The sequence below is a fragment of the Microbacterium sp. USHLN186 genome (assembly GCF_037145155.1).
Taxonomy (GTDB): domain Bacteria; phylum Actinomycetota; class Actinomycetes; order Actinomycetales; family Microbacteriaceae; genus Microbacterium.
Map to the genome: position 1 here is coordinate 275856 of NZ_JBBCYA010000002.1, position 23128 is coordinate 298983.

Genomic DNA, 23128 nt, shown 5'->3' on the forward strand with positions numbered 1-23128 from the left:
GCGCGCGGATGTCGCCGGTCAGCCGTAGCGTGGAGGGCATGGCCAGGAGCACCACCAAGTCCGAGCGCGCGTCCGAGAGCGCCTCGTCGCGCCCGAAGCGGCAGACGACGGCGCGCTCGAGCGCGAAAGCGGCTCCGGCGCCGAAGAAGTACATCGATCAGGCCGACCGCCCGCCGGTGGCGGTGCGGATGTGGCTCGGCGTCGCGCACGCAGTAGGCGGCCTGTTCCGGGCGTTCGGGCCCGAGTCGCTGCAGAAGGACGACCGCCGCGACGGCTTCCCGTTCCTCCTGGTGCTGCTCGCCGTCGCCGGAGCGGTCGACGAGTGGTTCTTCATCGGCGACGCGGTCGCGGCGAACATCAGCGCCTACACCTGGGGCGGTCTGCTCGGTCGCACGGCGTTCGTGCTGCCGGTGCTGCTGCTGCTGCTGGCGGGATGGCTGTTCCGCCATCCGTCCTCCGTGCACGACAACGGCCGCATCGGGATCGGCTTCGGGCTCTTCGTGCTCACCGTCGCGGGAATCTGCCATGTCGCCTCCGGCACGAGCGGTGCGGGCGTGCGCCCCCAGCCACGCGACGGGATGCCGCAGCTGAGTGCCGCCGGCGGACTGTTCGGCTGGATGCTGGGCGAGCCGCTGGCGTTCCTCACGCCCGTCGTCGCCTTCGTCGTGCTGGGGCTGCTCGCCGCCCTCAGCATCCTCATCCTCACCAAGACGCCGCCCAACCGCATCGGCGAACGCCTCGGCGACCTGTACGCGTGGATGTTCGGGGCGGAGCGCCCGCTGCGCGCGGCGCCGGTGGAGGTCGGCGCGTCAGAGGCCGACGAGAAGGACGACGCGCTGCCCTGGTGGCGGCGCAACAAGAGCGGACGCGAGGAGACACCCGACGACGGGGTGGACTCGCAGGCGATCACGGCCCTCTTCGACGAGCCCGCCCAGAAGACCGCATACGACCAGGCGGTCATCGTCGACGACGAGCCGTCGCCCCGCGACGCGGCCACCGAGGTGCTCTCGGACGTCAGCGCTCTCACCGGTCTGCTCGGCGAGCAGAGCAGCACGGCCCTGCTCGACGACTCCGGCTCGACGGGCGAGCTGCCCGGTTTCGACGGCTTCGGCACCGACGGCCCGGGCGAGAAGGGCATGCTGGCTCCGTCCGCGCCGTACGTGCTCCCCTCGACGGCTGTGCTGAAGTCCGGCCCGCCGCCCGTCGTGCGCTCGGATGCCACTGACCGCACGATCGAGCAGATCACCAGCGTGCTCGAGCAGTTCAAGGTCGACGCGAAGGTGACGGGCTTCTCGCGCGGCCCGACGGTCACGCAGTACGAGGTCGAGGTGGGCCACGGCGTCAAGGTCGAGAAGATTCTGCAGCTGAGCAACAACTTCGCCTACGCGGTGGCCTCCAACGACGTGCGCATCCTGTCCCCGATCCCGGGCAAGAGCGCGATCGGCATCGAGATCCCGAACGTGGACAAAGAAACGGTGGCGCTGGGTGACGTGCTGCGCTCGACCGCCGCGCAGAAGAGCACCCATCCGCTGACCATCGGCGTGGGCAAGGACGTCGGGGGCAACATCGTCGTCGCGAACCTCGCGAAGATGCCCCACCTGCTCGTGGCCGGCTCGACGGGATCGGGAAAGTCCAGTTTCGTCAACTCGATGATCACCAGCCTGCTCATGCGGGCTCGCCCGGCTGATGTGCGCATGGTGCTGATCGACCCCAAGCGCGTGGAGCTCACCAACTACGCGGGCGTGCCGCACCTCATCACCCCCATCATCACGAACCCCAAGAAGGCGGCGGAGGCGCTGCAGTGGGTCGTGAAGGAGATGGACATGCGCTACGACGACCTCGCGTCGTTCGGCTTCCGGCACATCGACGACTTCAACAAGGCGGTCCGCGCCGGCGAGGTCGAGGTTCCGGTGGGCAGCGAGCGGGTGCTCAAGCCGTACCCGTATCTGCTGGTGGTGGTCGACGAGCTCGCCGACCTGATGATGGTCGCACCGCGCGACGTCGAGGACTCCATCGTCCGCATCACCCAGCTCGCCCGCGCCTCCGGCATCCACCTGGTGCTCGCCACGCAGCGTCCGAGCGTGGACGTGGTGACTGGACTGATCAAGGCCAACGTGCCGTCGCGTCTCGCGTTCGCGGTCACCAGCGTCACCGACAGCCGGGTCATCCTCGACGCTCCGGGCGCGGACAAGCTGATCGGCCAGGGCGACGCGCTCTTCTCGCCCATGGGCTCGTCGAAGCCGTTCCGTCTGCAGGGTGCGTGGGTCGACGAGAGCGAGATCTCGGCGGTCGTCAAGCACGTGACCCAGCAGGCGCGGCCGGAGTACCGGCCCGACGTGCAGGAGTCGGCGGAGTCGAAGAAGAAGGAGGTCGACGAGGACATTGGCGACGACCTCGAGCTGCTGCTCGCCGCCGCCGAGCTCATCGTGTCCTCGCAGTTCGGCTCCACCTCGATGCTGCAGCGCAAGCTGCGCGTCGGCTTCGCGAAGGCGGGACGCCTGATGGATCTGCTCGAGTCGCGCGAGATCGTCGGGCCCTCCGAGGGATCGAAGGCGCGCGACGTGCTGGTCACCTCCGAGCAGCTGCCCGCGGTGCTGGCTAAGCTGCGCGGCGAGGACGCGCCGTCTGCCTCCGCACACTCCGCGTCGTCGGCGAGTTCTGCCGTGCCCGGGCCGTCTGCAGCCGGAGACGACCCGTACGGATCCGACGCGGTGTCGCGGCAGTTCGACGGACTGCCTGTCGTGGAGAGCGAGGACGACGGCGATGAAGACGCCTGGGGACTGACGGGGCGCGACTGATGGCCATCCCGCGCCAGCTTCCCAACGCGATCACGATCGCCCGCATCCCTCTCGCGCTCGTCTTCTTCGTGCTGCTGCTCGCAGCAGGCACGTTCGGCGCGCAGAACCCCACCCTGCGCTGGGTCGCCGGCATCCTGTTCGTCGTGGCCATCTCCACGGACTGGGTGGACGGCTATCTCGCACGGCGTCACGACATCGTCAGCGACTTCGGCAAGCTCTGGGACCCCATCGCCGACAAGCTGCTCACCGGCGCAGGATTCATCGGTCTGGCCGTGCTGGTCGAGGTGCCCTGGTGGATCGTGATCGTCATCCTCGTCCGCGAGTGGGGCATCACCGTGCACCGGTTCATGATCGTCAGCGAGCACGTCGTCGCCGCGGCCTGGATGGGCAAGATCAAGACCGCCGTGCAGGCGGTCGCGCTGTCGTGGGCGCTGCTGCCACTGCAGGTCTGGGTCGGTCTGGACCTGTGGACCGCCGTCACCCAGGTGCTGATGGTCATCGCCCTCGTGCTGACGGTCGCGAGCGGCATCGACTACGTCGTCGCCCAGGTGCGCGGCCGACGGAGCGCGCGATGACGGCCGCCGCCGACCTCGTCGCCGCGCTGCGGGCACGGGGCTGGACGATCGGGGTGGCGGAGTCGCTCACCGGCGGAGCGGTGGCAGCCGAGATCGTCACGGTGCCAGGGGCGTCGACTGCGCTGCGCGGCGCGGTGGTCGCCTACGACACTGCGATCAAGCACACGCTGCTGGGCGTGGACGCCGACCTGCTCGCCGCGCACGGTCCCGTGCACCCACGAGTCGCCGCGCAGATGGCGGACGGGGTACGGCGCGCCCTCGCCGTCAACGGCCACCCGACCGACGTGGGCGTGTCGACGACCGGCATCGCCGGCCCTGATTCTCCCGACGGCCAACCGGTCGGCACCGTGCACATCGGCGTGTCCGCACCAAGCGGAACCACCACGCGCGCGCACCGCTTCACCGGCTCTCGCGAACAGATCCGAGCGCAGGCGAGGGATGCCGCCATCGCCGCCGCGCTGCAGGCCGCGCGGGAATAGCGCCGCGCGCGACGTGGTTGTCCCTGAGGTGACCACCTCACTGCTCACGACACGCACAACGCTCACAACAGACGCACAGCGAGAAACAGTAGATTCATCGACGCCCGGTCGGGCTAGACTGGCCATCCCCTCGGAAGCGGTTCCGGGCGGAACGAAGGAGAGGAGGTTCCTATGATCCTCGTCAGACAGGAGATCGGCGATGTGCTGCGGGACTTCCGCCTGCAGAAGGGTCGCACGCTGCGCCAGGTGGCGAGCAAGGCCTCCGTTGCGCTCGGCTACCTGAGCGAAGTGGAGCGCGGCCAGAAAGAGGCCTCCAGCGAGATCCTCGCGTCTGTGGCCGAGGCCCTGGACGTGCCCATCTCGACCATCATGCGCGAGGTCGGCGAGCGCATCTCCGTGCTCGAGGGCCTGAGCCCGTTCCCCGATGTCGTCCCCGACGATCTCGTCGCGGCGGTCGAGCCCGAGCTCACCTTGCGCTGAGCCGGCCGTCCTCCGCATGAGACGCAGCGAGTTCCTGCGCGCCGTCGAAGGCGAGTTCGGCGCTCGCGCCGAGTCCCTCACGCACGACCTCGTGCTCGGCGGCCTCGGGCGCACCGCCCGAGAGGCACTGGATGCGGGCGTGCCGCCCCGTGAGATCTGGCTCGCGCTCTGCGACGAGGCCGACGTGCCGCCCGCCCGGCGATACGGCGTCGGCCGCCTCGACCCGCGCGAGCGCTGAGCGCCTCCGCTGATCCATCACCGGCGTGTCGTCGAAGTTGTGTTCGATGAGCGCGTAATGTTCTGCACAACTGGTTTCGACGCGATCTCCTCCACAGATCGTCCTTCCCCCGCAGCGATGTCGGTGGTCGGTCCTAGCGTGAGGGATGTGGCACCGAGCCATACGCCTTGTCGTAGAGTCCCGCCATCCGGAGCGACCGCGACAGCCTACAGGCGGCAGAACTTCGACACATTGAGGAGCACGTCATGCCATCCACCGACGACCGCGAGAAGGCCCTGGATTCCGCACTCGCACACATCGAGCGTCAGTTCGGCAAGGGATCGATCATGCGGCTGGGCAGCGACGAGCGCGCTCCCGTCGAGGTCATCCAGACCGGATCGATCGCCCTCGACGCCGCACTCGGCATCGGAGGTCTGCCCCGCGGGCGCATCATCGAGATCTACGGTCCGGAGTCCTCCGGTAAGACGACGCTGACCCTGCACGCCATCGCGAACGCGCAGCGTGCCGGGGGCATCGCCGCATTCATCGACGCCGAGCACGCGCTCGACCCCGAGTACGCCCGCAAGCTCGGCGTCGACATCGACCAGCTGCTGGTCTCGCAGCCCGACACGGGTGAGCAGGCGCTCGAGATCGCCGACATGCTGATCCGCTCGGGCGCGATCGACCTGGTGGTCATCGACTCGGTCGCAGCTCTCGTGCCCGAGGCCGAGATCAAGGGTGAGATGGGCGACTCGCACGTCGGCCTGCAGGCGCGACTGATGTCGCAGGCGCTGCGAAAGCTCACCGGTGGGCTGAACCAGACTAAGACCACCGCGATCTTCATCAACCAGCTGCGCGAGAAGATCGGCGTGTTCTTCGGCTCGCCCGAGACCACCGCGGGCGGTAAGGCGCTGAAGTTCTACGCCTCGGTCCGGCTGGACATCCGTCGTATCGAGACGCTCAAGGACGGCACCGAGGCGGTCGGAAACCGTACCCGCGTCAAGGTCGTGAAGAACAAGATGGCCCCGCCCTTCAAGCAGGCCGAGTTCGACATCCTCTACGGCGTCGGCATCTCCCGCGAGGGCAGCCTGATCGACTTCGGAGTCGAGCACGGGATCGTCAAGAAGTCCGGGTCGTGGTACACCTACGACGGTGACCAGCTCGGTCAGGGCAAGGAGAATGCGCGCAACTTCCTGCTCAAGAACGACGACATCGCACAGGCGATCGAGTCGCAGATCAAGCAGAAGCTCGGCATCGGCGTGAAGGCGGGTGCGGAGGCATCCGTCGACGAGCTCGCCGAGCGTCGCCCCGCGTGATCTCCTATGCAGCCCGACGATGACGGCCTCGCACCGGTGATCCCGCTGTTCGGCGCCGCAGGATCCGCCCGCTCCAGCACGGATCCTGCGGCGACCGGCGGCCCGCGTGCCGGTGTGCGGTTCGACGACGCAGCCGAGTCCGATGAGTCCGCGTCGGAGGAACCCGATGCGGAGTCGCTGCGACGCGGTGCCGAGGAGATCCTGGTGCGCAAGCTGCGCGCCAAGCAGCTGTCCCTCGCAGAGGCGCGTACCGTGCTGCGCGGGACAGAACTCGATCGCGACCTCGTCGAGGACGTGCTCGACGAGTTCTGTCGGCGCGGCTACCTCGACGATCGCACCCTCGCCTCACTGCTGGTCACCTCGGGCACCGAGCGCAAGGGACAGGGCCGTGTCGCCCTGGCGCGCTCCCTCTCGCAGCGCGGGATTCCACGAGAGATCGTCGACGAGGCGCTGGGCGAGCTCCCCGACGATGACGCCGAGCGGGCGCTCGAGTTCGCGCGCAGCAAGGCATCGGGGATGAGCCGACTGGACTGGGACACGGCGCTGCGGCGACTGCACGGACAGCTCGCACGCCGCGGCTACGGAGGATCCGTGGCGATGGACGCCGCGCGCACGGCGCTGCGCGAAGCCGGCGTCGGCCGCACTGGCGTACGGCCGGCCAGTGGCGTGCGCTTCGTCGACTCCGATTGACCGTTCCCGCACCCTTGTGAGCCGCCGGACCCGACGGTCCGGCGGCTCGTAGAATGGTCAGATCATGTCTTCTCTCTCCTCCCAACCGACGATCATCGCGGCCTCCGACGCCGCGATCACCGCCGACGGCCGCCGGCGCTCCTACGAGGTGCGCACCTTCGGCTGCCAGATGAACGTGCACGACTCCGAGCGGCTCTCTGGCTCGCTGGAGAGCGCGGGCTACGTGCGCGCGGACGCCGGCGAGGATCCGGACATCGTCATCATCAACACCTGCGCGGTGCGCGACAATGCGGCCGGAAAGCTCTACGGCACGCTCGGGCACCTGAAGTCCCGCAAAGACAAGCACGAGGGCATGCAGATCGCGGTGGGCGGCTGCCTCGCCCAGATGGACCAGCAGGCCGTGCTCGACAAGGCGCCCTGGGTCGACGTCGTCTTCGGCACGCACAACATGGGCTCCCTTCCGGGTCTGCTCGAGCGCGCCCGCCACAACGGCGAGGCCGAGCTCGAGATCCTCGAGGCGCTCGAGATCTTCCCGTCCACCCTGCCCACCAAGCGGGATTCCGCGCACAGCGGCTGGGTGTCGATCTCGGTCGGCTGCAACAACACCTGCACGTTCTGCATCGTCCCGAGCCTGCGCGGCAAGGAGAAGGACCGCCGCCCCGGTGACATCCTCAATGAGATCCGGCTGCTGGTCGAGGACGGCGCGATCGAGGTGACCCTGCTCGGCCAGAACGTCAACTCGTACGGGGTCGAGTTCGGCGACCGCCAGGCGTTCAGCAAGCTGCTGCGCGCCGCAGGGGAGATCGAGGGACTCGAGCGGATCCGCTTCACGAGCCCGCACCCGGCGTCGTTCACCGATGACGTCATCGATGCGATGGCCGAGACACCCAACGTCATGCCGCAGCTGCACATGCCGCTGCAGTCGGGAAGCGACCGCATCCTCAAGACGATGCGCCGCTCGTACCGCAGCTCCCGCTACCTCGGCATCCTCGAGCGCGTGCGCGAGCGTATCCCGCACGCCGCGATCACCACCGACATCATCGTCGGCTTCCCGGGTGAGACCGACGAGGACTTCGAGGACACCATGCGCGTCGTCGAGCAGTCCCGCTTCTCGGGCGCCTTCACCTTCCAGTACTCCATCCGCGAGGGCACGCCCGCCGCGACCATGGAGGATCAGGTGCCCAAGCACGTCGTGCAGGAGCGCTACGAGCGCCTCATCGCACTGCAGGAGCGGATCTCGCTGGAGGAGAACCAGAAGCAGGTCGGCCGCGAGGTCGAGGTGCTCGTGTCGGTGGGCGAGGGCAAGAAGGATGCCTCGACACACCGCCTCACCGGACGTGCCGAAGACAACCGGCTCGTCCACTTCGAGGTGACTCCGGGCCCCGCGCTGCCGCGCCCCGGCGACGTCGTCACCGTGAAGATCACTCACGGCGCGCCGTTCCACCTGCTGGCGGACGACCCCACCGGCGCGCCATTGCGTATCCGCCGCACCCGCGGCGGGGACGCGTGGGATCGCGCGCAGGCGGCCTCCTGCGGCGTCCCTGCACCGGCGGCGGGAGAACAGGGCGCGCCGCGAGCCGTCTCGCTGGGTCTGCCCACGCTGCGGCCCGCCGGCTCTTGACCGGGAGCCCGGCAGGGTCCGACGCGCCGCGCCTCTGGGCGGTGGTCGGAGCCACCGGCACCGGCAAGAGTGAGCTCGCTCTGCAGATCGCCGAGCAGCTGCGTGCGCGCGGCAATCCCGCGGAGATCATCAACGCCGATGCCATGCAGCTGTACCGCGGCATGGACATCGGCACGGCCAAGCTCACCGTCGCCGAGCGGCGCGGCATCCCGCATCACCTGTTCGACGTCTGCGAGGTCACCGACGAGGCGGCCGTCGCCTGGTATCAGCCCATCGCCCGCGCGGCGATCGACACCATCCACTCCCGCGGCGGGGATGCGATCCTGGTGGGCGGATCCGGGCTCTACGTCTCGAGCGTGATCTTCGACTTCCGCTTCCCGCCCAGGGATGCGGCGGTACGGGCCCGCCTCGAGGCCGAGCTCGACCAACGCGGCCCCGCAGCGCTGCTCGAGCAGCTGCGCGCACGCGATCCCCAGACCGCGGCGCGGATCGACCCGAAGAACGGGCGGCGGATCGTCCGCGCGCTCGAGGTCATCGAGCAGGGCGGCGTCACGCATGGGGCGGCTCTGCCCGAGAAGCCGGAGCTGTGGCATCCGGTGACCCGGATCATCGGTCTGCACACCCCGCGAGAGCTGCTCGTCGAGCGTCTCGACCGACGCGTGGAACGGATGTGGCAGGACGGCATGCTCGACGAGGTCGCCGGCCTGCGTGCCGACGGAATCGAGCACGGCGTGACCGCTTCGCGGGCGATCGGATACGCGCAGGCGCTTGCCCAGCTGCGCGGCGACATGACTCAGGACGAGGCGATCGCCGAGACCCAGGCGCTGACCAGACGCTATGCCCGCCGGCAGGTGTCGTGGTTCAAGCGGTACCCGGACATCGAGTGGCTCGACGCAGCCTCGGCGCCGGGGCTGGTCACGCACCCACGTTGAGGGCGCGACGGTCAGGGCATGCTTCCCGCCCCGCAATCGCCCGCTGCAGCCCGAATAGACTGTTCGCATGGTCGCATTCACCAAGGGGCACGGCACCGGCAACGACTTCGTGATCATCGAAGACGTCGACGGTGAGCTCGATCTCACGGTCGCCCAGGTGCAGGCGCTGTGCGACCGGAACTTCGGCGTCGGGGCCGACGGCGTGCTTCGCGTCGTCCGCTCCCGCGCTCTGCCCGAGGGCGCGGCGGCTCTCGCCGACGAGCCCGACGCCGAGTGGTTCATGGACTACCGCAATGCCGACGGGTCTATCGCCGAGATGTGCGGCAACGGCATCCGCGTCTTCGCGCACTACCTGGTGCGTGCCGGCCTCGCCGCGATCGAGAGCGGCTCGACGCTCGCCATCGGCACGAGATCGGGCGTGCGAGACGTGATGCGCTCCGAGAACGGATACCAGGTCGACCTCGGCCGGTGGAAGCGCACCGGCGGCGAGCCGCTCGCGCGCGCGGCCGGTCTCTCGGTGCCGCGACCAGGGCTCGGCATCGACGTCGGCAACCCGCACGTCGTGGTCGCGCTGGCCTCCGACGACGAACTGGCGGGGCTCGATCTCAACCCCACTCCGGTACTCGACCCCGCGCCCCTCGAGGGGGCCAACGTCGAGTTCGTCGTGCCCGGCGAGCCGCTGGTGCGAGACGGCGTCGGACACGTGCGCATGCGCGTGCACGAGCGCGGGGTCGGTGAGACCCTCAGCTGCGGCACCGGCGTCGCGGCGACCGCCCTGGCCGTGCGGCATTGGGCGGGCTCGCGTGCGCCGCACCAGTGGAGGGTCGAGGTGCCTGGCGGCGTGCTGGGGGTGCGGATGTTCCCCGCAGAGGACGGCGAGCACGTCGCGCTGTCCGGACCCGCGCAGCTCGTCTATCGGGGCGAGATCGACCTCGTCTGAGACCGACGCCTCACGCGGGCAGGACGACCGGTTCGGTGCGCGGACTGCCGTGCCGACGGACCCTGAGGACGCGGTACCCCTTGCCGGTCGCCGCGCGGGTGACGGTGCAGTCGGGCGCGAAGACCTGCGACATCCAGCGCTGCAGCGAGTCCGAGCCGAGGTTGCGCTGCACGACCAGCCAGGCGTCGCTGCGCTCGTCCAGGCGGGGGACCCAGCGCTCGAGCATGCCGTGCAGTTCGGTCTTGCCGACGCGAATCGGCGGGTTCGAGCGGATCGTGGTGAATCGAACCTCGTCGGGAACATCGTCGGGTGTGACGGCGTTGACATTGGTGAGGCCGAGCGATTCGGCGTTGCGACGGGTCAGATCCAAGGCCCGCTCGTTCACGTCGACGGCCCAGACGGTGGCGCGTGGGGCGCTGAGCGCCATCGTCAGGCTGATGGGCCCCCAGCCGCATCCGAGGTCGAGGAAGTCGCCGCTGGGTGGCAGGGGAGCCATGTTGGCGAACAGCACCGCCGTACCGGTGTCGAGACGGTCGGGGCTGAACACACCGCCCGCGGTGGTCACCTCGTGCGATCGCCCGGCCAGGGTGACGGTGATCGTGCGGAGGTTCTCGGCACTCGCCGGGGCCGCACTGAAGTAATGATCGGACGGCATGCAGTGAGCGTACCGGACACCGAGGGCTAAGGTTAAGGCGCCGTTTCAGAGAGGACAGAGTTCACCACCGGATGACGAACATCGACGACGAGAACATGACCGAGGACGCGCTCGATCGCGTGCTGGCGAACGCCGAGCCGCGCACGCGCGCTCGCGTGTTCGGAGCGGCGCAGGCGCTTCAGGATGCCGGATCGGCGGCGCACACCGACGCCGACGGCGAGCAGTGGGACCTCGAGGACCGGCACGCGCTGCGGCGCGTCGCGGGGCTGTCCACCGAGCTCGAGGACGTCACCGAAGTCGAGTACCGACAGCTGCGACTCGAGAACGTCGTGCTGGTGGGCGTGTACCCGCAGGGTGCGCAGAGCGACGCCGAGAACTCGCTGCGCGAGCTGGCCGCCCTGGCAGAGACCGCCGGCGCGGTCGTGCTGGACGGGCTGCTGCAGCGCCGCCCGCATCCGGATCCGGCGACCTATCTCGGGCGCGGGAAGGCGCAGGAGCTCAAGGACATCGTCGCCACCGTCGGCGCCGACACGGTCATCGCCGACACCGAATTGGCTGCCAGCCAGCGCCGCGCGCTCGAGGACGTCGTGAAGGTGAAGGTCATCGACCGCACCACGGTGATCCTCGACATCTTCAGCCAGCACGCGAAGAGCCGCGAGGGCAAGGCGCAGGTCGAGCTCGCTCAGCTCGAGTATCTGCTGCCGCGCCTGCGCGGCTGGGGCGAGTCGATGAGCCGCCAGGCCGGTGGCCAGGTCGGCGCGGGCGGCGCCGGAATGGGCTCGCGCGGTCCCGGTGAGACGAAGATCGAACTGGATCGCCGCCGCATCCGCACCCGCATGGCGCAGCTGCGCAGGCAGATCCGCGACTTCGCCCCCGCCCGCGACGCGAAGCGCGCGGAGCGAAAGCGCAACACGATCCCCTCTGTCGCGATCGCCGGATACACGAACGCGGGAAAGTCGAGTCTGCTCAACGCTCTGACCAGCGCCGGCGTGCTGGTCGAGAACGCCCTGTTCGCGACCTTGGACGCCACCGTCCGCCGCGCGGAGTCCGCTGACGGCCGCGTCTACACGCTCACCGATACGGTCGGCTTCGTGCGCAACCTGCCGCACCAGCTCGTGGAGGCGTTCCGCTCCACGCTGGAGGAGGTCGGCCAAGCGGATCTCCTGGTGCACGTCGTGGACGGCTCGCATCCGGACCCCTCCGCGCAGCTGCAGACGGTGCGCGACGTGATCGGCGACGTCGGCGGCCGGGACATCCCCGAGATCGTCGTCTTCAACAAGGCCGACCTGATCGACGAGGACGAGCGGCTGGTGCTGCGCGGGCTCGCACCCGACGCGCACTTCGTCTCCTCCCGCACGGGCGAGGGCATCGACGCGTTGCGCGAGGCGATCGAGCGGATGCTGCCGATGCCGGCGGTCGAAGTGCACGCTCTGGTGCCGTACGATCGCGGGGACCTGATCTCGGCCGTGCACGAGAGCGGCGTCCTGCTGTCGGCGGAGCACCAGGAGCACGGCACGGCTGTGCACGCGCATGTCTCAGAGCGCCTTGCGGCCGAGCTCGCCCCGTTCACCTCCCGCTGAGGGTTCGACGTGGGGGCGTCGACTCAGGATGCCGAGAAGCGGCCCTCGACGGTCGCGGAGACCGTGATCTCCTCGCCCCGGAACTCCAGGGCCATCGCCGAGTCCATCCCGGCGCCGGTCGTGGCGACGGGCATGAAAGCGGCGCGCTCGGTGGACATGAGGCCCTGGTCGGAGATCTCCCGCGGTGCGACGTTCTGCAGTCCGAGCGCCTGGGCGTAGGCCTGCGCACGGGACACGGCGACGCCGACCGCCCGGGTGGCGGCCTCCCGCTCGACCTCGCGCTCGGTCTCCGGGGTGAGGTGCCAGTCGATCGATCCGATGGCCAGCCCGTCGTCGGTCGAGATCTCAATCACCCAGAGCGACATCTCCGAGAAGTCCGCGAACGTCGTGGTGAAGTCGACACTCGCCCGGTACACGGGTGCGAGCTTGCGGCCGTCCTTGTTCCACGGCCGCTGCGCGTACACGCTCATCCGCTGGCTGCTCCACTCGGTGATGCTTCCCGCGGCCTTCCGGGCCTCGATGCCCTGGCGCACCGGGGCCGCCGCGGCGAGGGTGCGTTCGACGACCTCCGCGCGGTCGGGGCCCTCGAGCGACACCGAGAGCTGGATGGTCGCGCGCTCGGGCGCGACGCGCAGCTCGTGCTCGCCGCGGACGGTGATGATGACTTCGCTCATGTGAGCGAGAGTACGGCACCGCTCCGACAGGGCTGGTGCGGAATAGCATCCGCGCGGGATCCGTTGTAGTCTGTGATGCTCGGGAGCACCTGCTCCCGCTGGTAATTCCACAGTGTGACAGCGGCTCCTTCGCGAGAAGGTCCACGGGGCTGATCGGTTTCGACGGCGCCTGTGTATCGACGAGAAGCGGGCCGAGGATGCAGGGTTATCTCGTGAACGCTCCCTGCGAACCAATAGTTGCCGAATCCAAGCGCAACGACTTCGCCCTCGCTGCATAAGCGAGCCCGATAGTCCGTCAGACCGTATGTGATCCCGATACGGACCCTGGCGTCATCTAGGGGTCTTGCTGCGTGACGGCGTCTGGACGTCACGTGGGACTCTTCCCAGACTGGGCTCGTCGACTTAGGTGTCTGTGACAAAGGTCGGAGCCGAGCAGAACGCCTCCACAGACTGCGCCCGGAGAAGACGTGGATGAGCAGCGTCGGACGGGGGTTCGATTCCCCCCAGCTCCACCAGCCGCTGTCACTGTGACCAGAAGAGGTCGTCCGTTTTCGGGCGGCCTCTTCTGGTGTCCGGCGCGCACACATTGACGTGGGGCGCGAAGCGATGGATATTCGACAGAGAGCACCATGGTGCTCTTCGCGCAGACTGAGATCAAGGGAGATCGCACGATGAAGAAGCTCATCAACAGGCCGGAGGACGTTCTCGTCGAGTCGCTGCGAGGCGTCGCCGCCGCGCACCCCGAGCTCTCCGTCGACCTGGAGACGCACGTGATCACGCGTTCGACGCCGAAGGCCGAGGGGAAAGTCGCGGTCGTCTCCGGCGGCGGGTCCGGGCACGAGCCGCTGCACGGCGGGTTCGTCGGCGTCGGGATGCTGGATGCGGCGGTCGCCGGCGAGGTCTTCACCTCGCCGACGCCTGACCGCGTGCAAGCGGCGACCCAGGCGGTCGATCGCGGGGCGGGAGTGCTGCACATCGTGAAGAACTACACCGGTGACGTGCTGAACTTCGAGATGGCGGCGGAGCTGGCATCGATGGAGGGCACCGAGGTGCGCGCCGTCATCGTCGACGACGATGTCGCCGTGCAGGACTCGCTCTACACCGCGGGCCGCCGGGGGGTCGGTCTCACCGTGCTGCTGGAGAAGATCGTCGGCGCGGCCGCCGAGGAGGGACAGGACCTCGCCGCGGTCGCCGCTCTGGCCGAGCGGATCAACGCGCAGGGGCGTTCGATGGGCATGGCGCTGACCAGCTGCACGGTTCCCGCCGCCGGGAAGCCGACCTTCGAGCTGCCCGACGACCAGATGGAGATCGGGATCGGCATCCACGGTGAGCCGGGACGGCATCGTGAGCCGCTCGCGCCGGCCGCCGACATCGCCCGGCAGCTGGTGCAGCCCATCCTCGGCGACCTCGACTTCGCCGGGCCCGCGATCGTCATGCTCAACGGCATGGGCGCCACACCGCTGATCGAGCTCTACCTCATGTACGCCGAGGTCGCGGCGCTGCTCGAGAAGGCGGGCGTGCAGATCGTGCGGAACCTGGTCGGGAACTACATCACCTCGCTCGACATGGCGGGCTGCTCGGTGACCGTCCTCAAGGCCGACGATGAGATCCTGCGCCTGTGGGATGCGCCGGTGGTGACGCCCGGCCTGCGCTGGGGCGCGTGATCGCCCCCGCCTTTTCGTCGACCCGCACGCGAGCATCCGACTCGCGCCTCGAACACGCTTGAAGGAGCGAGATGAACACCACAGTCCCCACCACCGCGCTGATCGACTGGATCTCCCGCTTCCGCGACCAGATCGCGAACAGACGCGACTGGCTCACAGAGCTGGATTCGGCCATCGGCGATGCCGATCATGGCGCCAACATGGCCCGCGGCATGGATGCCGTCGTGGCGAAGCTCGCCGAGCAGGGCTCGGCCCCGACAGCCGACGCCGTGCTCAAGGCGGTCGGGATGACGTTGGTGAGCTCGGTCGGGGGCGCCAGCGGGCCGCTCTACGGCACGTTCTTCCTGCGGATGGGGATGACGGCGGGGGCCGTGACCGAACTGGACGGTCCCGCACTCGCAGCAGCCCTGCGGGCCGGGCTCGACGGCGTGATCGCCAGAGGGAAGGCGCAGGCGGGGGATAAGACGATGCTCGACGCGATGATCCCCGCGATCGATGCGCTCGACGACCGCCTCTCCGGAGGGGGCGAGCTGAGCGAGGCGGTGGCCGCCGCTGCGTCGGCCGCCGAGCAGGGTCGGGACGAGACTCTGCCGCTGGTCGCGCGGAAGGGGCGGGCCAGCTATCTCGGCGAGCGCAGCGCCGGGCACCTCGATCCGGGGGCGGCGTCCACCGCTCTGCTCTTCGCCGCGCTGTCTGCGGCCCTCGCCGCGGCGACTGACGCGGCATGATCGGCATCGTCGCGGTCTCGCACAGCGCGCGGCTCGGTGATGCCGCACTGGAGCTGGCCACCCAGATGATGCCCGGCGACGCCGTCCCCGTGCGGGTGGCGGCCGGTGCCGGAGTGGACGACTCCGGCATGCCGGTGCTCGGAACCGACGCGACGGCTGTCGCCCAGGCGATCGATGAGCTGTCCGAACGCAGCGAGGGGGTTCTGATCCTGATGGATCTCGGCTCCGCCGTGCTCAGCGCTGAGCTCGCCCTCGAACTGCGCCTGAGCGATGTGCCCGTGCGCCTGGTGGCTGCGCCGTTCGTGGAGGGTCTGCTCGGCGCCGTCGTCGCGGCAGGGGCAGGCGGATCGCTCGATGCAGTCGCCGAAGAAGCCCTGCGGGCGCTGGATGCCAAGACCGCGCAGCTGCAGCCGGCGGAGGAGGCCGTCGCGGCCGGTGAGGCGAGCGATGTCAGCGGGGCCGCTCAGCGCAGAGTGGTGCGCGTCCGCAACGCCTTGGGACTGCACGCTCGCCCGGCCGCCCTCCTCGCCGAGGCGGCGGCGGGAGCCGATGTGCGGCTGCGCCGGCTGCCTGCCGGACCGGATGCCTCCGCCGCGAGTCTTTCGCGCCTGCTCGCACTCGGGGTGCGCGCGGGAGACGAGGTCGAGCTGATCGCGGAGGGCGAGAACGCCGTCGGGGTGCTGGACCGGCTCAGTGCGCTCTTCGACGATGGGTTCGGCGAGGGCAGCGTAGCGAGCGCACCTGCCGACGACTCCCCGGAGCGGGGCGGCGACCCGTCGGACGGGGAGGACGGCTCCGTCCTGCACGGTCGGGGCGTGAGCGCCGGACGAGCGGCCGGGCCGATCGTGCATCTGCGCGCGCGCAGCGTCGAACCCGCCGCCGGCGAGGCTGTTCTCGCGGACTCCCGCGCAGCGGAGGCGGCCCGGATCGGCGACGCAGCCGGCACGGTCGCTGAGGAGTTCCGTCGGCAGGCGCGAGACGCCGACGGCGAGACCCGCGACATCCTCGAAGCGGCTGCGTTGATGGCCGCCGACCCGGAGCTGCAGGACGACGCAGCACAACGGGTGACCAGCGACGGCGTGAGCGCCGCGCGGGCGGTCTACGAGGCGAGCGCATCCAGCATCCACGCTCTGGAGGCACTTGGCGGCCGCGCCGCCGAGCGCGCGACGGACGTGCGGGATGTGCGCGACCGGATGATCGCGCTGCTGCAGGGCGCCGCCGGCGACGACTGGCGACACGACGCCGCGGCGTCGATGCGGGTGCCCCGCGGGGACGCCCCGTTCGTGCTGGTCGCCGAGGATCTCGCGCCTGCGGACACCGCCGCGCTGGGCGGAAGCGGGTGTGTGGCGCTGATCACCGAGCGGGGTGGGCCCACCTCACACACCGCGATCATCGCGCGTGCGCTCGGTCTGCCGGCTGTGGTCGCCGTCCCCGGCGCCACCCGTGTGCCGGAGGGGCGCATGGCGCTCGTCGACGGCGGATCGGGGCGGATCGAGATCGACCCGACTCCCGAGCGCCTCGCCCTCGCGGTCGTGGCCGACGGCCCTGCCGAGTTCGACGGGGGCGGGCGGCTCGCGGACGGTCTCCGCGTGCCGCTGCGGGCGAATGTTGGCAGCGGCGTAGAGGCGCGCGCGGCGGCGGAGGCCCGTGCCGAGGGAATCGGCCTGTTCCGCACCGAGTTCTGCTTCCTGAATCGGAGCGACGCGCCGGAGGTGGCGGAGCAGGTGCGCGCATACCGTGAGGTGCTGGCGCCGTTCTCCGGACGGACGGTCGTCGTGCGCACCCTCGACGCCGGCAGCGACAAGCCCTTGCCGTTCGTCTCTTCCCAAACGGAGGAGAATCCCGCCCTCGGCGTGCGCGGGCTGCGCATCTCCCGCCGAGCGCCGCAGCTGCTCGTCACGCAGCTGGAGGCACTCGCGCTCGCCGCGCAGGCGGAGTCCGCGCACGTGGAGGTGATGGCGCCGATGGTCTCGACGATCGAGGAGACCGAGGCGTTCGTCGCCCAGGCCCGCGCGGCTGGCCTGGATCGGGTGGGGGTGATGATCGAGACGCCCGCCGCGGCGATCATGGCAGACGAGATCCTGCGCGTCGCCGACTTCGTCAGTATCGGCACGAACGACCTCACTCAGTACACCCTGGCCGCGGATCGCCAGCTCGGCGAGCTCGGCGAGTTGAACGACCCCTGGCAGCCGGCCGTGCTGCGGCTCATCGGGCGCATCGGGGAGGCGGGGCGCCGTACGGGCCGCGATGTCGGGGTGTGTGGGGAAGCCGGGGGCGACCCGGCGCTCGCCCCCGTCCTGGTCGGCCTCGGCGCGACGAGCCTGTCGATGACGCCGCGCGCGCTGGGGCCCGTGGCGCAGACTCTGCGCTCGGTATCCACCGAGCAGTGCCGTCGAGCGGCAGCGGCGGTGCTGCACGCCGATACGGCCGAGCAGGCCCGAGCGCTCGCGGCTGCGGAGCTGGTCAGCGCGGACGCAGACCCTCCAGTGCCACCGCATTGATCGACACGGCCAGAGAACGCGGATCGACCGGGCCCTCCGGCCGATACCACTCCACGACCGAGTTGATCATTCCGAAGATCAGACGCGTCGCGACACCGGCATCCAGATCCGTCCGCACCAGCTTCTGCTCCTGTGCCGCACGCACGAGCTCGGTGACGGCATGGTCGAAGCGTCGTCGTCTCTCGAGAGCAGCGAGCTCGAGCGCGCTGTTGCCGCGCAGACGCAGCAGCAGGGTCACCTCGGGCTGACGCTCGGCGAGCACCCGCACCGCACCGTCGATGATCGCGCTGAGGCGGGCCTGCGCGGTCGGGTGCGCGAGGGCGGTGGCCAGGGCATCCTCGAGAGCCCCCAGTGCGTCGTCCAGGGCGACCGCGAGGATCTGCTCTTTGGAGTCGACGTGATGGTACAGCGCGGACTTCGTCACCCCCAGTCGAGCGGTGAGGTCCGAGACCGAGGTCGCGTCGTAGCCCTGTTCGTTGAACAGCTGCACGCCGGCGCGGATCACGTCGGCTCGGTCATGACCGGGGCGCCCGCGACGCGAGCGGCGCGCGGCATCCATGCTCCCCCTCACCATGCCTCCCACCCTAATGCGACCGGGCTCCCGCGAGAGGGGATCGGCGCGGCGGTCCCGGGCGGCTAAGCTGGAGAGGTCATCCGACGATCTGGAAGGTGTCGACGTGTTCGATTTCATCGTGTTCATGGTCCTGTTCCTCGGCGGGATCTGGCTCTTCGGCGCCGCCTGGGAGATGCCCACGGCTCAGGGTCTCGCGTTCAGCGGCGGCATCATCCTCGTCAGCCTCGCGATGGCGTACGTCATGCGACAGCGCGGCAGCGCGACGCGGCGCACCGACAACTGGAACCAGCGCCAGAAGTGACTTTCCGGTGCCGCCCAGAGGGCGGCACCGTCGCATCCGGGGTCTGCCCGCTCATCCCTCCCATTCGATGAGCAGCAGGCCCTGTTTGGTGTCGGCGAACTTCACCCAGCCGTCACCGAACTCATACGTCATGCCGAAGCCGTCCTCATCGGTCGAGATCGCGTAGGCCGGGTCCTCGGTGTAGTACACGACGTCGCCCCTGCTCGAGCGCAGCCAGCCGTCGCGCTGCAGGTTCGCCTTGGCGGAATCCGCAGTGCGCGCGTCCAGCGTCCCCCAGCCGTACATCTGCCCGTGGTCGGATGCCGTGCTGTAGTCGGCCCACATGCACAGCAGGCCGTCCTCGACGAGGAGGCCTGTGGTGTTGTCGCCGATGCGCAGCTCCTGCTGCTTGACGGTCCAGCCCTGCGACGTGAGAGCCTCAACGGTTCCGGCGGTGATGATCGTCTCGCACGTGGGGTCGGCGTCCGGGCGCGGGGTGTTGTGTTCCACGGGGCCGCTGGTGGAGGTCACCGTCGTGGACCGGCTGCCGGTCGGTGCCGGCTGGGCGGTCTGCGGCCCAGGGGAGGGCGCGGAGCAGGAGACCAGCAGCAGGGCGCCGGCGAGCGCACTGAAGAGGAGAGGGATGCGGGGGCTCATGGATCCGGAGGGGACGGAACGCGACGGGGCGGCTGTCAGGGGCGCTGTGCGTCGCGGAACAGGGACAGGAAGGTGTCGTGCAGGATGCCGTTCGTGGCGAGCGTGGACAGCGCCGACAGGGTCTCGGAACCGTCGAAGGCGGTCATGCGACCGCCGGCTTCTCGGACGATCGCCACGGCTGCGGCGATGTCGTATTCTTTGACGTCGAATTCGGCGACCATGTCGATGCGGCCCTCGGCCAGCAGCATGTAGCTGTACACGTCACCGTAGGCGCGGTCGCGCCAGACCCGGTCGGCGAGCGCCAATAGCTGCGGGAGCTGTCCGGCATCCGCCCACTGCGCGATGCTCTGGAAGCTCACGCTGGCGTCGTCGAGGGAGGCGACGTCCGACACGTGCAGCCGGCGGGGCGCGTCGACGGTGTTCGTCCAGGCGCCGTGGCCGGCCGCTGCCCACCACCGTCGCTTCAGCGCCGGCATGCTGACCACGCCGACGTGGGGGACGCCGTCGACGGCGAGGGCGATCATCGTGCCCCACAGCGGTACCCCGCGAAGGAAGTTCGCGGTGCCGTCGATCGGGTCGATGATCCACTGCCGGTGCGTGTCGCCGGCGGCGCCGTACTCTTCGCCGAAGATCCCGTCGTGGGGGCGCTCCTCGGTCAGCAGCGCGCGGATGGCGCGTTCGGTGGCGAGGTCGGCATCGGTGACATGCGAGCGGTCCGCCTTGCGGGAGACCTGCAGGTCGGCCGCGTCGAAGCGGGACAGCGACTGCGCGTCGGCGGCATCCGCGAGGCGGAGCGCAAGCGCGAGGTCGGCATCCAGATCGGTGTCGGCGCGGCTGTCGGTCACCTATCCAGGATAATCCGGGCCTTGGTGCAGGAACGGCCTCGGGCATATCGGTACAGACACGAAACCGGACCCGGCCGGAAGCAGAAGAGCCCCGGAGACCGACGAGAGTCCTCGAGGCTGATCCGTGCACCCACGCCCGACACCGGGGATCCGGAACCCGCTCCGGGTGCGGACGCTGAACGACTACGCCGGGATCCCCCCTTGTCGCCGAGCAAGAGAGGTGATGCGTTCAGCTGCGATCGTCTGGCGCTTGACTCGGAATATGGTCCGGTTTCAGCGGCCGCGACCAGCCCTCGTCGGCCGCTCGCTCTTGCGTCTCCGGCGTCGCCTCGTACGGATGCCAGTGGCGCCCCGTCGCTTTCGCCCACCTCTTCTCGCGATCTGAGCGATCGACCGGCCGCGACTCATTGCCCCCGTCGTCCGCCCAGTGCTCGGCCGCGTCCTGCTCCTCCGCATCCGCAGCTGCTTTGTCTGCTTCCTGGCGGTGCTCAGCGTCGTTGGCGTCGACCACTCGTTGAGAGAGATGAGAGGCGCCCTCGGACGCCGCCTTGATGTGGTCTCCAACGGACATGACGTGCTCCTTGTTCGTACCCGCCAAGAGCAGGCGGGCGTGCTCAGGGACGTTGCCGGCCCTTGCGGCCGTGGTTCCTCACGAGCCCGAAGACTACTGTCCCGACGAACAGGATGATTCCGATGACCGCCAGCCAGAAGAGGCCCTTGATCGCGAAACCGACGACCGACAGCACAGCCCAAACCACGAGCAGGATAACGAGGACGGTCCACATGTTCCTCACGCTACGCGCATCCACCATCAATAGATACGGGTACTCGATTCGCTCGAGAACGGGAGGGCGTAGATCTAGACGATGAATGTGCGATGAGGTGTCGCGCGGGCGAGGCTGCGCACTGCCCGGGCATGCAGAGAAGCCCCGGTAGATGGCGAGATCTACCGGGGCTTGTCCGTGCACCCCCAGGGACTTGAACCCTGAACCCACTGATTAAGAGTCAGTTGCTCTGCCGATTGAGCTAGAGGTGCGTGGCCCGGGAAGCATCCCCGGCCGAGGAATTACATTACCAGCGCGTGCGGTGGCCGCCAAATCGCCCGCGGACGTCGGGCGCGTCCTCCCGCTTCCGTGCGTCGACGGCGGTGCTCAGCCGCCGCTGAGGACGAGATCGGCTGCCTCCTGCACGGTCTCGACGAGGTGCACGTGCTGCTCCATCGGGCGCCCGGCAGCGAGGGAGGCCAGCAGCTGCCAGGCCGGATGCTGCTGCGTCCAGTACTGCTTCCCGACGAGGATCATCGGAGCCACGGACGACTCGTCGGCGTAGTAGTTCTCGCAGGCGTCCTGGAAGATCTCCTGCACCGTGCCGCCCGCACCGGGGAGGAAGATGATGCCGGCCTGGCACACCTCGAGCAGGATTGCCTCGCGCTGGGCGTTGCGGAAGTACTTCGCGATCGCGCTCGCGAACGGGTTGGGCGGCTCGTGCCCGTAGTGCCAGGTCGGGATGCCGAGCGACTCCCCACCGTCGGGGAACATCGCACGCACGGCGAAGGCCGCACGTGCCCACGCGCCGATGCTCGGGATGAAATCCGGCACGGCGGAGAGCACTTCCAGCGCGCGGTGCCGGGCATCGTCGCCCTGCCGCGCGAGGTGGCCGCCGAGATTGACCGCCTCCATCGCACCCGGGCCGCCGCCCGTGGCGACCGTGAGGCTCCGCGACAGTCGCTGCCCGAGCAGGACCCCGTCCGCGTACTCCGGGCGCCCGCGGGGGATGTCGTGCCCGCCCATGACGCCGACGAGGCGCCGGCGGGCGATCCAGTCCGCGAGGGCGAGTCCGATGCTGTGGTCGTGCAGGGCCTGCGCGAGTGCGGCATCACGCGAACTCTGCTCGCGGGACCAGGCGTAGGCACGGGCATCCAGGCTGCGTGTGTAGGAAGCCGGTTCAGCCGGCTCCGCGGTGGCCGGCTCCGCGGCGTCCGACTCCGCGGCGGAGTAGAGCTCGTCGGGCGTGTAGAGCGTGGTGCGGAAGGTGTCGATCGGCACGTCGGGGACCATGGGGAACACGACGGCGCCGCGGGCGCGCACCGACACCTCGTCGTCCAGGGTGAGCGTGCAGCCGAGGAAGAGGGCACCCGATACATCCACACCGCGCAGCTGCCGCCCGCGGCCGGTGAGATCGAGTGAGCGCAGTCGCCATCCCGAGAGCGAGCGCGCGCCCGCCGCCAGTCGCCGGTCGAGGTCCTCCACCGAGTCGATGTCGACGACGCGGCCGCGCGTTCTTCTCATCCTCCGACACTAGGCGACCGTCCACCTCCTGCGATGCGCGGATCGGCTCTTCCCTCCCACGCGCCGCGGTGAGAACATGTCCGGGAAGACGTGGCCGACCGGAGGAGCTCTCATGATCGATCTCGACGACATCGATACCGACGAGGACGGCGCGCTCACCGCGACCGCCGAGCTTCCCGGGGGGCGCCGCATCACCGTCGAGTACGAATTCGATGAGGACTTCGATCGCGATGACGACGAAGAAGACGATGACGAGGACGACGAGCCCGTCGAACGTGAAGACCTCCCCGACCTCGACACCATGCAGCAGACCGTGCAGCACGCGCTCGCCCGGCTCACCGAGGAGATCCTCGACGCCCGCGAGCAGGAGGTGGTCGAAGAGCTCGCCGAAGCAGCCGTGGAAGACGATGACGACGAGGTCGAGTTGGCGGAGGCGCTCGAGGCGCTGAAGGAGGACATCGCCCTCGACGGAGTGGTGGTGTTCGGCGACGGCGGGCTGACGCTGCTCTACATCGCGCCCGAGGAATACCCCGACCTCATCATCTACTGCCTGCTGGACGAGGACCTCGAAATCGACGACTTGATGGTCGAGTAGCCCGGCAGTGTCTCAGACGACCCGCAGGATGCGCCGCGG

General features: G+C 69.7%; 24 protein-coding genes, 1 tRNA gene and 1 other RNA gene. 17 read left to right on the top strand and 9 right to left on the bottom strand.

The annotated features are described in order from the left end of the window. Positions 1-38: 38 nt before the first annotated feature. The 10 genes from WFG93_RS05315 (at position 39) to dapF (ending at position 10048) form a co-directional block, all read left to right on the top strand. Positions 39-2798 carry a DNA translocase FtsK gene (locus WFG93_RS05315; RefSeq protein ID WP_336645285.1) on the top strand — a complete coding sequence of 920 codons (2760 nt, stop codon included), beginning with the start codon at positions 39-41 and terminating at the stop codon, positions 2796-2798. Beyond that, positions 2798-3373, top strand: a complete 576-nt coding sequence (gene pgsA / locus WFG93_RS05320; protein WP_336645286.1) for a CDP-diacylglycerol--glycerol-3-phosphate 3-phosphatidyltransferase — start codon at positions 2798-2800, stop codon at positions 3371-3373. The genes WFG93_RS05315 and pgsA overlap by 1 nt, the downstream gene beginning before the upstream one ends. After that, on the top strand, positions 3370-3852 hold the full coding sequence (locus WFG93_RS05325; protein WP_336645287.1) for a CinA family protein: 483 nt from the start codon (positions 3370-3372) through the stop codon (positions 3850-3852). The genes pgsA and WFG93_RS05325 overlap by 4 nt, the downstream gene beginning before the upstream one ends. Before the next feature lie 171 nt (positions 3853-4023). Continuing rightward, a complete protein-coding gene (locus WFG93_RS05330) occupies positions 4024-4332 on the top strand; it encodes a helix-turn-helix domain-containing protein (protein ID WP_336645288.1) in 309 nt (102 codons plus the stop codon). 16 nt (positions 4333-4348) lie between these two features. Next, positions 4349-4570, top strand: a complete 222-nt coding sequence (locus WFG93_RS05335; RefSeq protein WP_336645289.1) for a DUF3046 domain-containing protein — start codon at positions 4349-4351, stop codon at positions 4568-4570. A gap of 245 nt (positions 4571-4815) precedes the next feature. Beyond that, on the top strand, positions 4816-5865 hold the full coding sequence (gene recA, locus WFG93_RS05340) for a recombinase RecA (RefSeq protein WP_336645290.1): 1050 nt from the start codon (positions 4816-4818) through the stop codon (positions 5863-5865). 6 nt (positions 5866-5871) lie between these two features. Then, positions 5872-6555, top strand: coding sequence for a regulatory protein RecX (locus tag WFG93_RS05345; RefSeq protein ID WP_336645291.1), 684 nt, complete (start codon positions 5872-5874; stop codon positions 6553-6555). Between the two features lie 64 nt (positions 6556-6619). Then, the gene (miaB, locus tag WFG93_RS05350) at positions 6620-8176 is read left to right on the top strand and encodes a tRNA (N6-isopentenyl adenosine(37)-C2)-methylthiotransferase MiaB (RefSeq protein WP_336645292.1); all 1557 of its coding nucleotides are present in this window, start codon (positions 6620-6622) and stop codon (positions 8174-8176) included. 41 nt (positions 8177-8217) lie between these two features. Then, on the top strand, positions 8218-9108 hold the full coding sequence (gene miaA / locus WFG93_RS05355) for a tRNA (adenosine(37)-N6)-dimethylallyltransferase MiaA (RefSeq protein ID WP_336645293.1): 891 nt from the start codon (positions 8218-8220) through the stop codon (positions 9106-9108). A gap of 67 nt (positions 9109-9175) precedes the next feature. Next, positions 9176-10048: a diaminopimelate epimerase gene (gene dapF, locus WFG93_RS05360; RefSeq protein WP_336645294.1), complete on the top strand. Its 873-nt coding sequence runs from the start codon at positions 9176-9178 to the stop codon at positions 10046-10048. 10 nt (positions 10049-10058) lie between these two features. On the opposite strand, the gene WFG93_RS05365 is transcribed toward dapF, so the two are convergent. After that, complete coding sequence (locus tag WFG93_RS05365) at positions 10059-10703, bottom strand: class I SAM-dependent methyltransferase (RefSeq protein WP_336645295.1); 645 nt, start codon at positions 10701-10703, stop codon at positions 10059-10061. A 71-nt stretch (positions 10704-10774) separates the two neighbouring features. Between WFG93_RS05365 and hflX the strand changes: the two genes are divergently transcribed. Further along, a complete protein-coding gene (gene hflX, locus WFG93_RS05370; protein ID WP_336645296.1) occupies positions 10775-12283 on the top strand; it encodes a GTPase HflX in 1509 nt (502 codons plus the stop codon). Positions 12284-12306: 23 nt separating this feature from the next. Here hflX and WFG93_RS05375 read toward each other — a convergent pair whose 3' ends face one another. Beyond that, positions 12307-12957, bottom strand: a complete 651-nt coding sequence (locus WFG93_RS05375) for an SIMPL domain-containing protein (protein WP_336645297.1) — start codon at positions 12955-12957, stop codon at positions 12307-12309. Between the two features lie 145 nt (positions 12958-13102). Here WFG93_RS05375 and ssrA point away from each other — a divergent pair. The 4 genes from ssrA (at position 13103) to ptsP (ending at position 17850) form a co-directional block, all read left to right on the top strand. Next, positions 13103-13472, top strand: a transfer-messenger RNA (tmRNA) gene (gene ssrA, locus WFG93_RS05380). 156 nt (positions 13473-13628) lie between these two features. Then, positions 13629-14621, top strand: a complete 993-nt coding sequence (gene dhaK, locus WFG93_RS05385; protein WP_336645298.1) for a dihydroxyacetone kinase subunit DhaK — start codon at positions 13629-13631, stop codon at positions 14619-14621. A 71-nt stretch (positions 14622-14692) separates the two neighbouring features. Further along, positions 14693-15349: a dihydroxyacetone kinase subunit DhaL gene (gene dhaL, locus WFG93_RS05390; protein WP_336645299.1), complete on the top strand. Its 657-nt coding sequence runs from the start codon at positions 14693-14695 to the stop codon at positions 15347-15349. Next, positions 15346-17850: a phosphoenolpyruvate--protein phosphotransferase gene (gene ptsP, locus WFG93_RS05395; protein ID WP_336645300.1), complete on the top strand. Its 2505-nt coding sequence runs from the start codon at positions 15346-15348 to the stop codon at positions 17848-17850. Before dhaL ends, ptsP begins: the two co-directional genes overlap by 4 nt. On the opposite strand, the gene WFG93_RS05400 is transcribed toward ptsP, so the two are convergent. Continuing rightward, the gene (locus WFG93_RS05400) at positions 17813-18424 is read right to left on the bottom strand and encodes a TetR/AcrR family transcriptional regulator (RefSeq protein ID WP_336645301.1); all 612 of its coding nucleotides are present in this window, start codon (positions 18422-18424) and stop codon (positions 17813-17815) included. The genes ptsP and WFG93_RS05400 overlap by 38 nt on opposite strands. A 103-nt stretch (positions 18425-18527) precedes the next feature. Here WFG93_RS05400 and WFG93_RS05405 point away from each other — a divergent pair, with 103 nt between their 5' ends. After that, entirely contained in the window at positions 18528-18725 is a 198-nt protein-coding gene (locus WFG93_RS05405) for a hypothetical protein (protein WP_336645302.1), read from the top strand. A 51-nt stretch (positions 18726-18776) separates the two neighbouring features. Here WFG93_RS05405 and WFG93_RS05410 read toward each other — a convergent pair whose 3' ends face one another. The 6 genes from WFG93_RS05410 to WFG93_RS05435 all read right to left on the bottom strand — a co-directional run bounded on the left by WFG93_RS05410 (position 18777) and on the right by WFG93_RS05435 (position 22494). Beyond that, the gene (locus tag WFG93_RS05410) at positions 18777-19361 is read right to left on the bottom strand and encodes a hypothetical protein (RefSeq protein ID WP_336645303.1); all 585 of its coding nucleotides are present in this window, start codon (positions 19359-19361) and stop codon (positions 18777-18779) included. 35 nt (positions 19362-19396) lie between these two features. Next, positions 19397-20206: an inositol monophosphatase family protein gene (locus WFG93_RS05415; RefSeq protein WP_336645304.1), complete on the bottom strand. Its 810-nt coding sequence runs from the start codon at positions 20204-20206 to the stop codon at positions 19397-19399. 229 nt (positions 20207-20435) lie between these two features. After that, positions 20436-20777 (bottom strand): hypothetical protein, encoded by a 342-nt coding sequence (locus tag WFG93_RS05420; protein WP_336645305.1) that lies wholly within the window; start codon positions 20775-20777, stop codon positions 20436-20438. Positions 20778-20820: 43 nt separating this feature from the next. Further along, positions 20821-20991, bottom strand: a complete 171-nt coding sequence (locus WFG93_RS05425) for a hypothetical protein (RefSeq protein WP_336645306.1) — start codon at positions 20989-20991, stop codon at positions 20821-20823. 178 nt (positions 20992-21169) lie between these two features. Next, positions 21170-21242 (bottom strand) — tRNA-Lys (locus WFG93_RS05430). Between the two features lie 115 nt (positions 21243-21357). Continuing rightward, a complete protein-coding gene (locus WFG93_RS05435) occupies positions 21358-22494 on the bottom strand; it encodes an LOG family protein (protein WP_336645307.1) in 1137 nt (378 codons plus the stop codon). Between the two features lie 112 nt (positions 22495-22606). On the opposite strand from WFG93_RS05435, the gene WFG93_RS05440 reads away from it, so the two are divergent. Then, positions 22607-23089: a hypothetical protein gene (locus WFG93_RS05440; protein WP_336645308.1), complete on the top strand. Its 483-nt coding sequence runs from the start codon at positions 22607-22609 to the stop codon at positions 23087-23089. Positions 23090-23128: the final 39 nt, after the last annotated feature.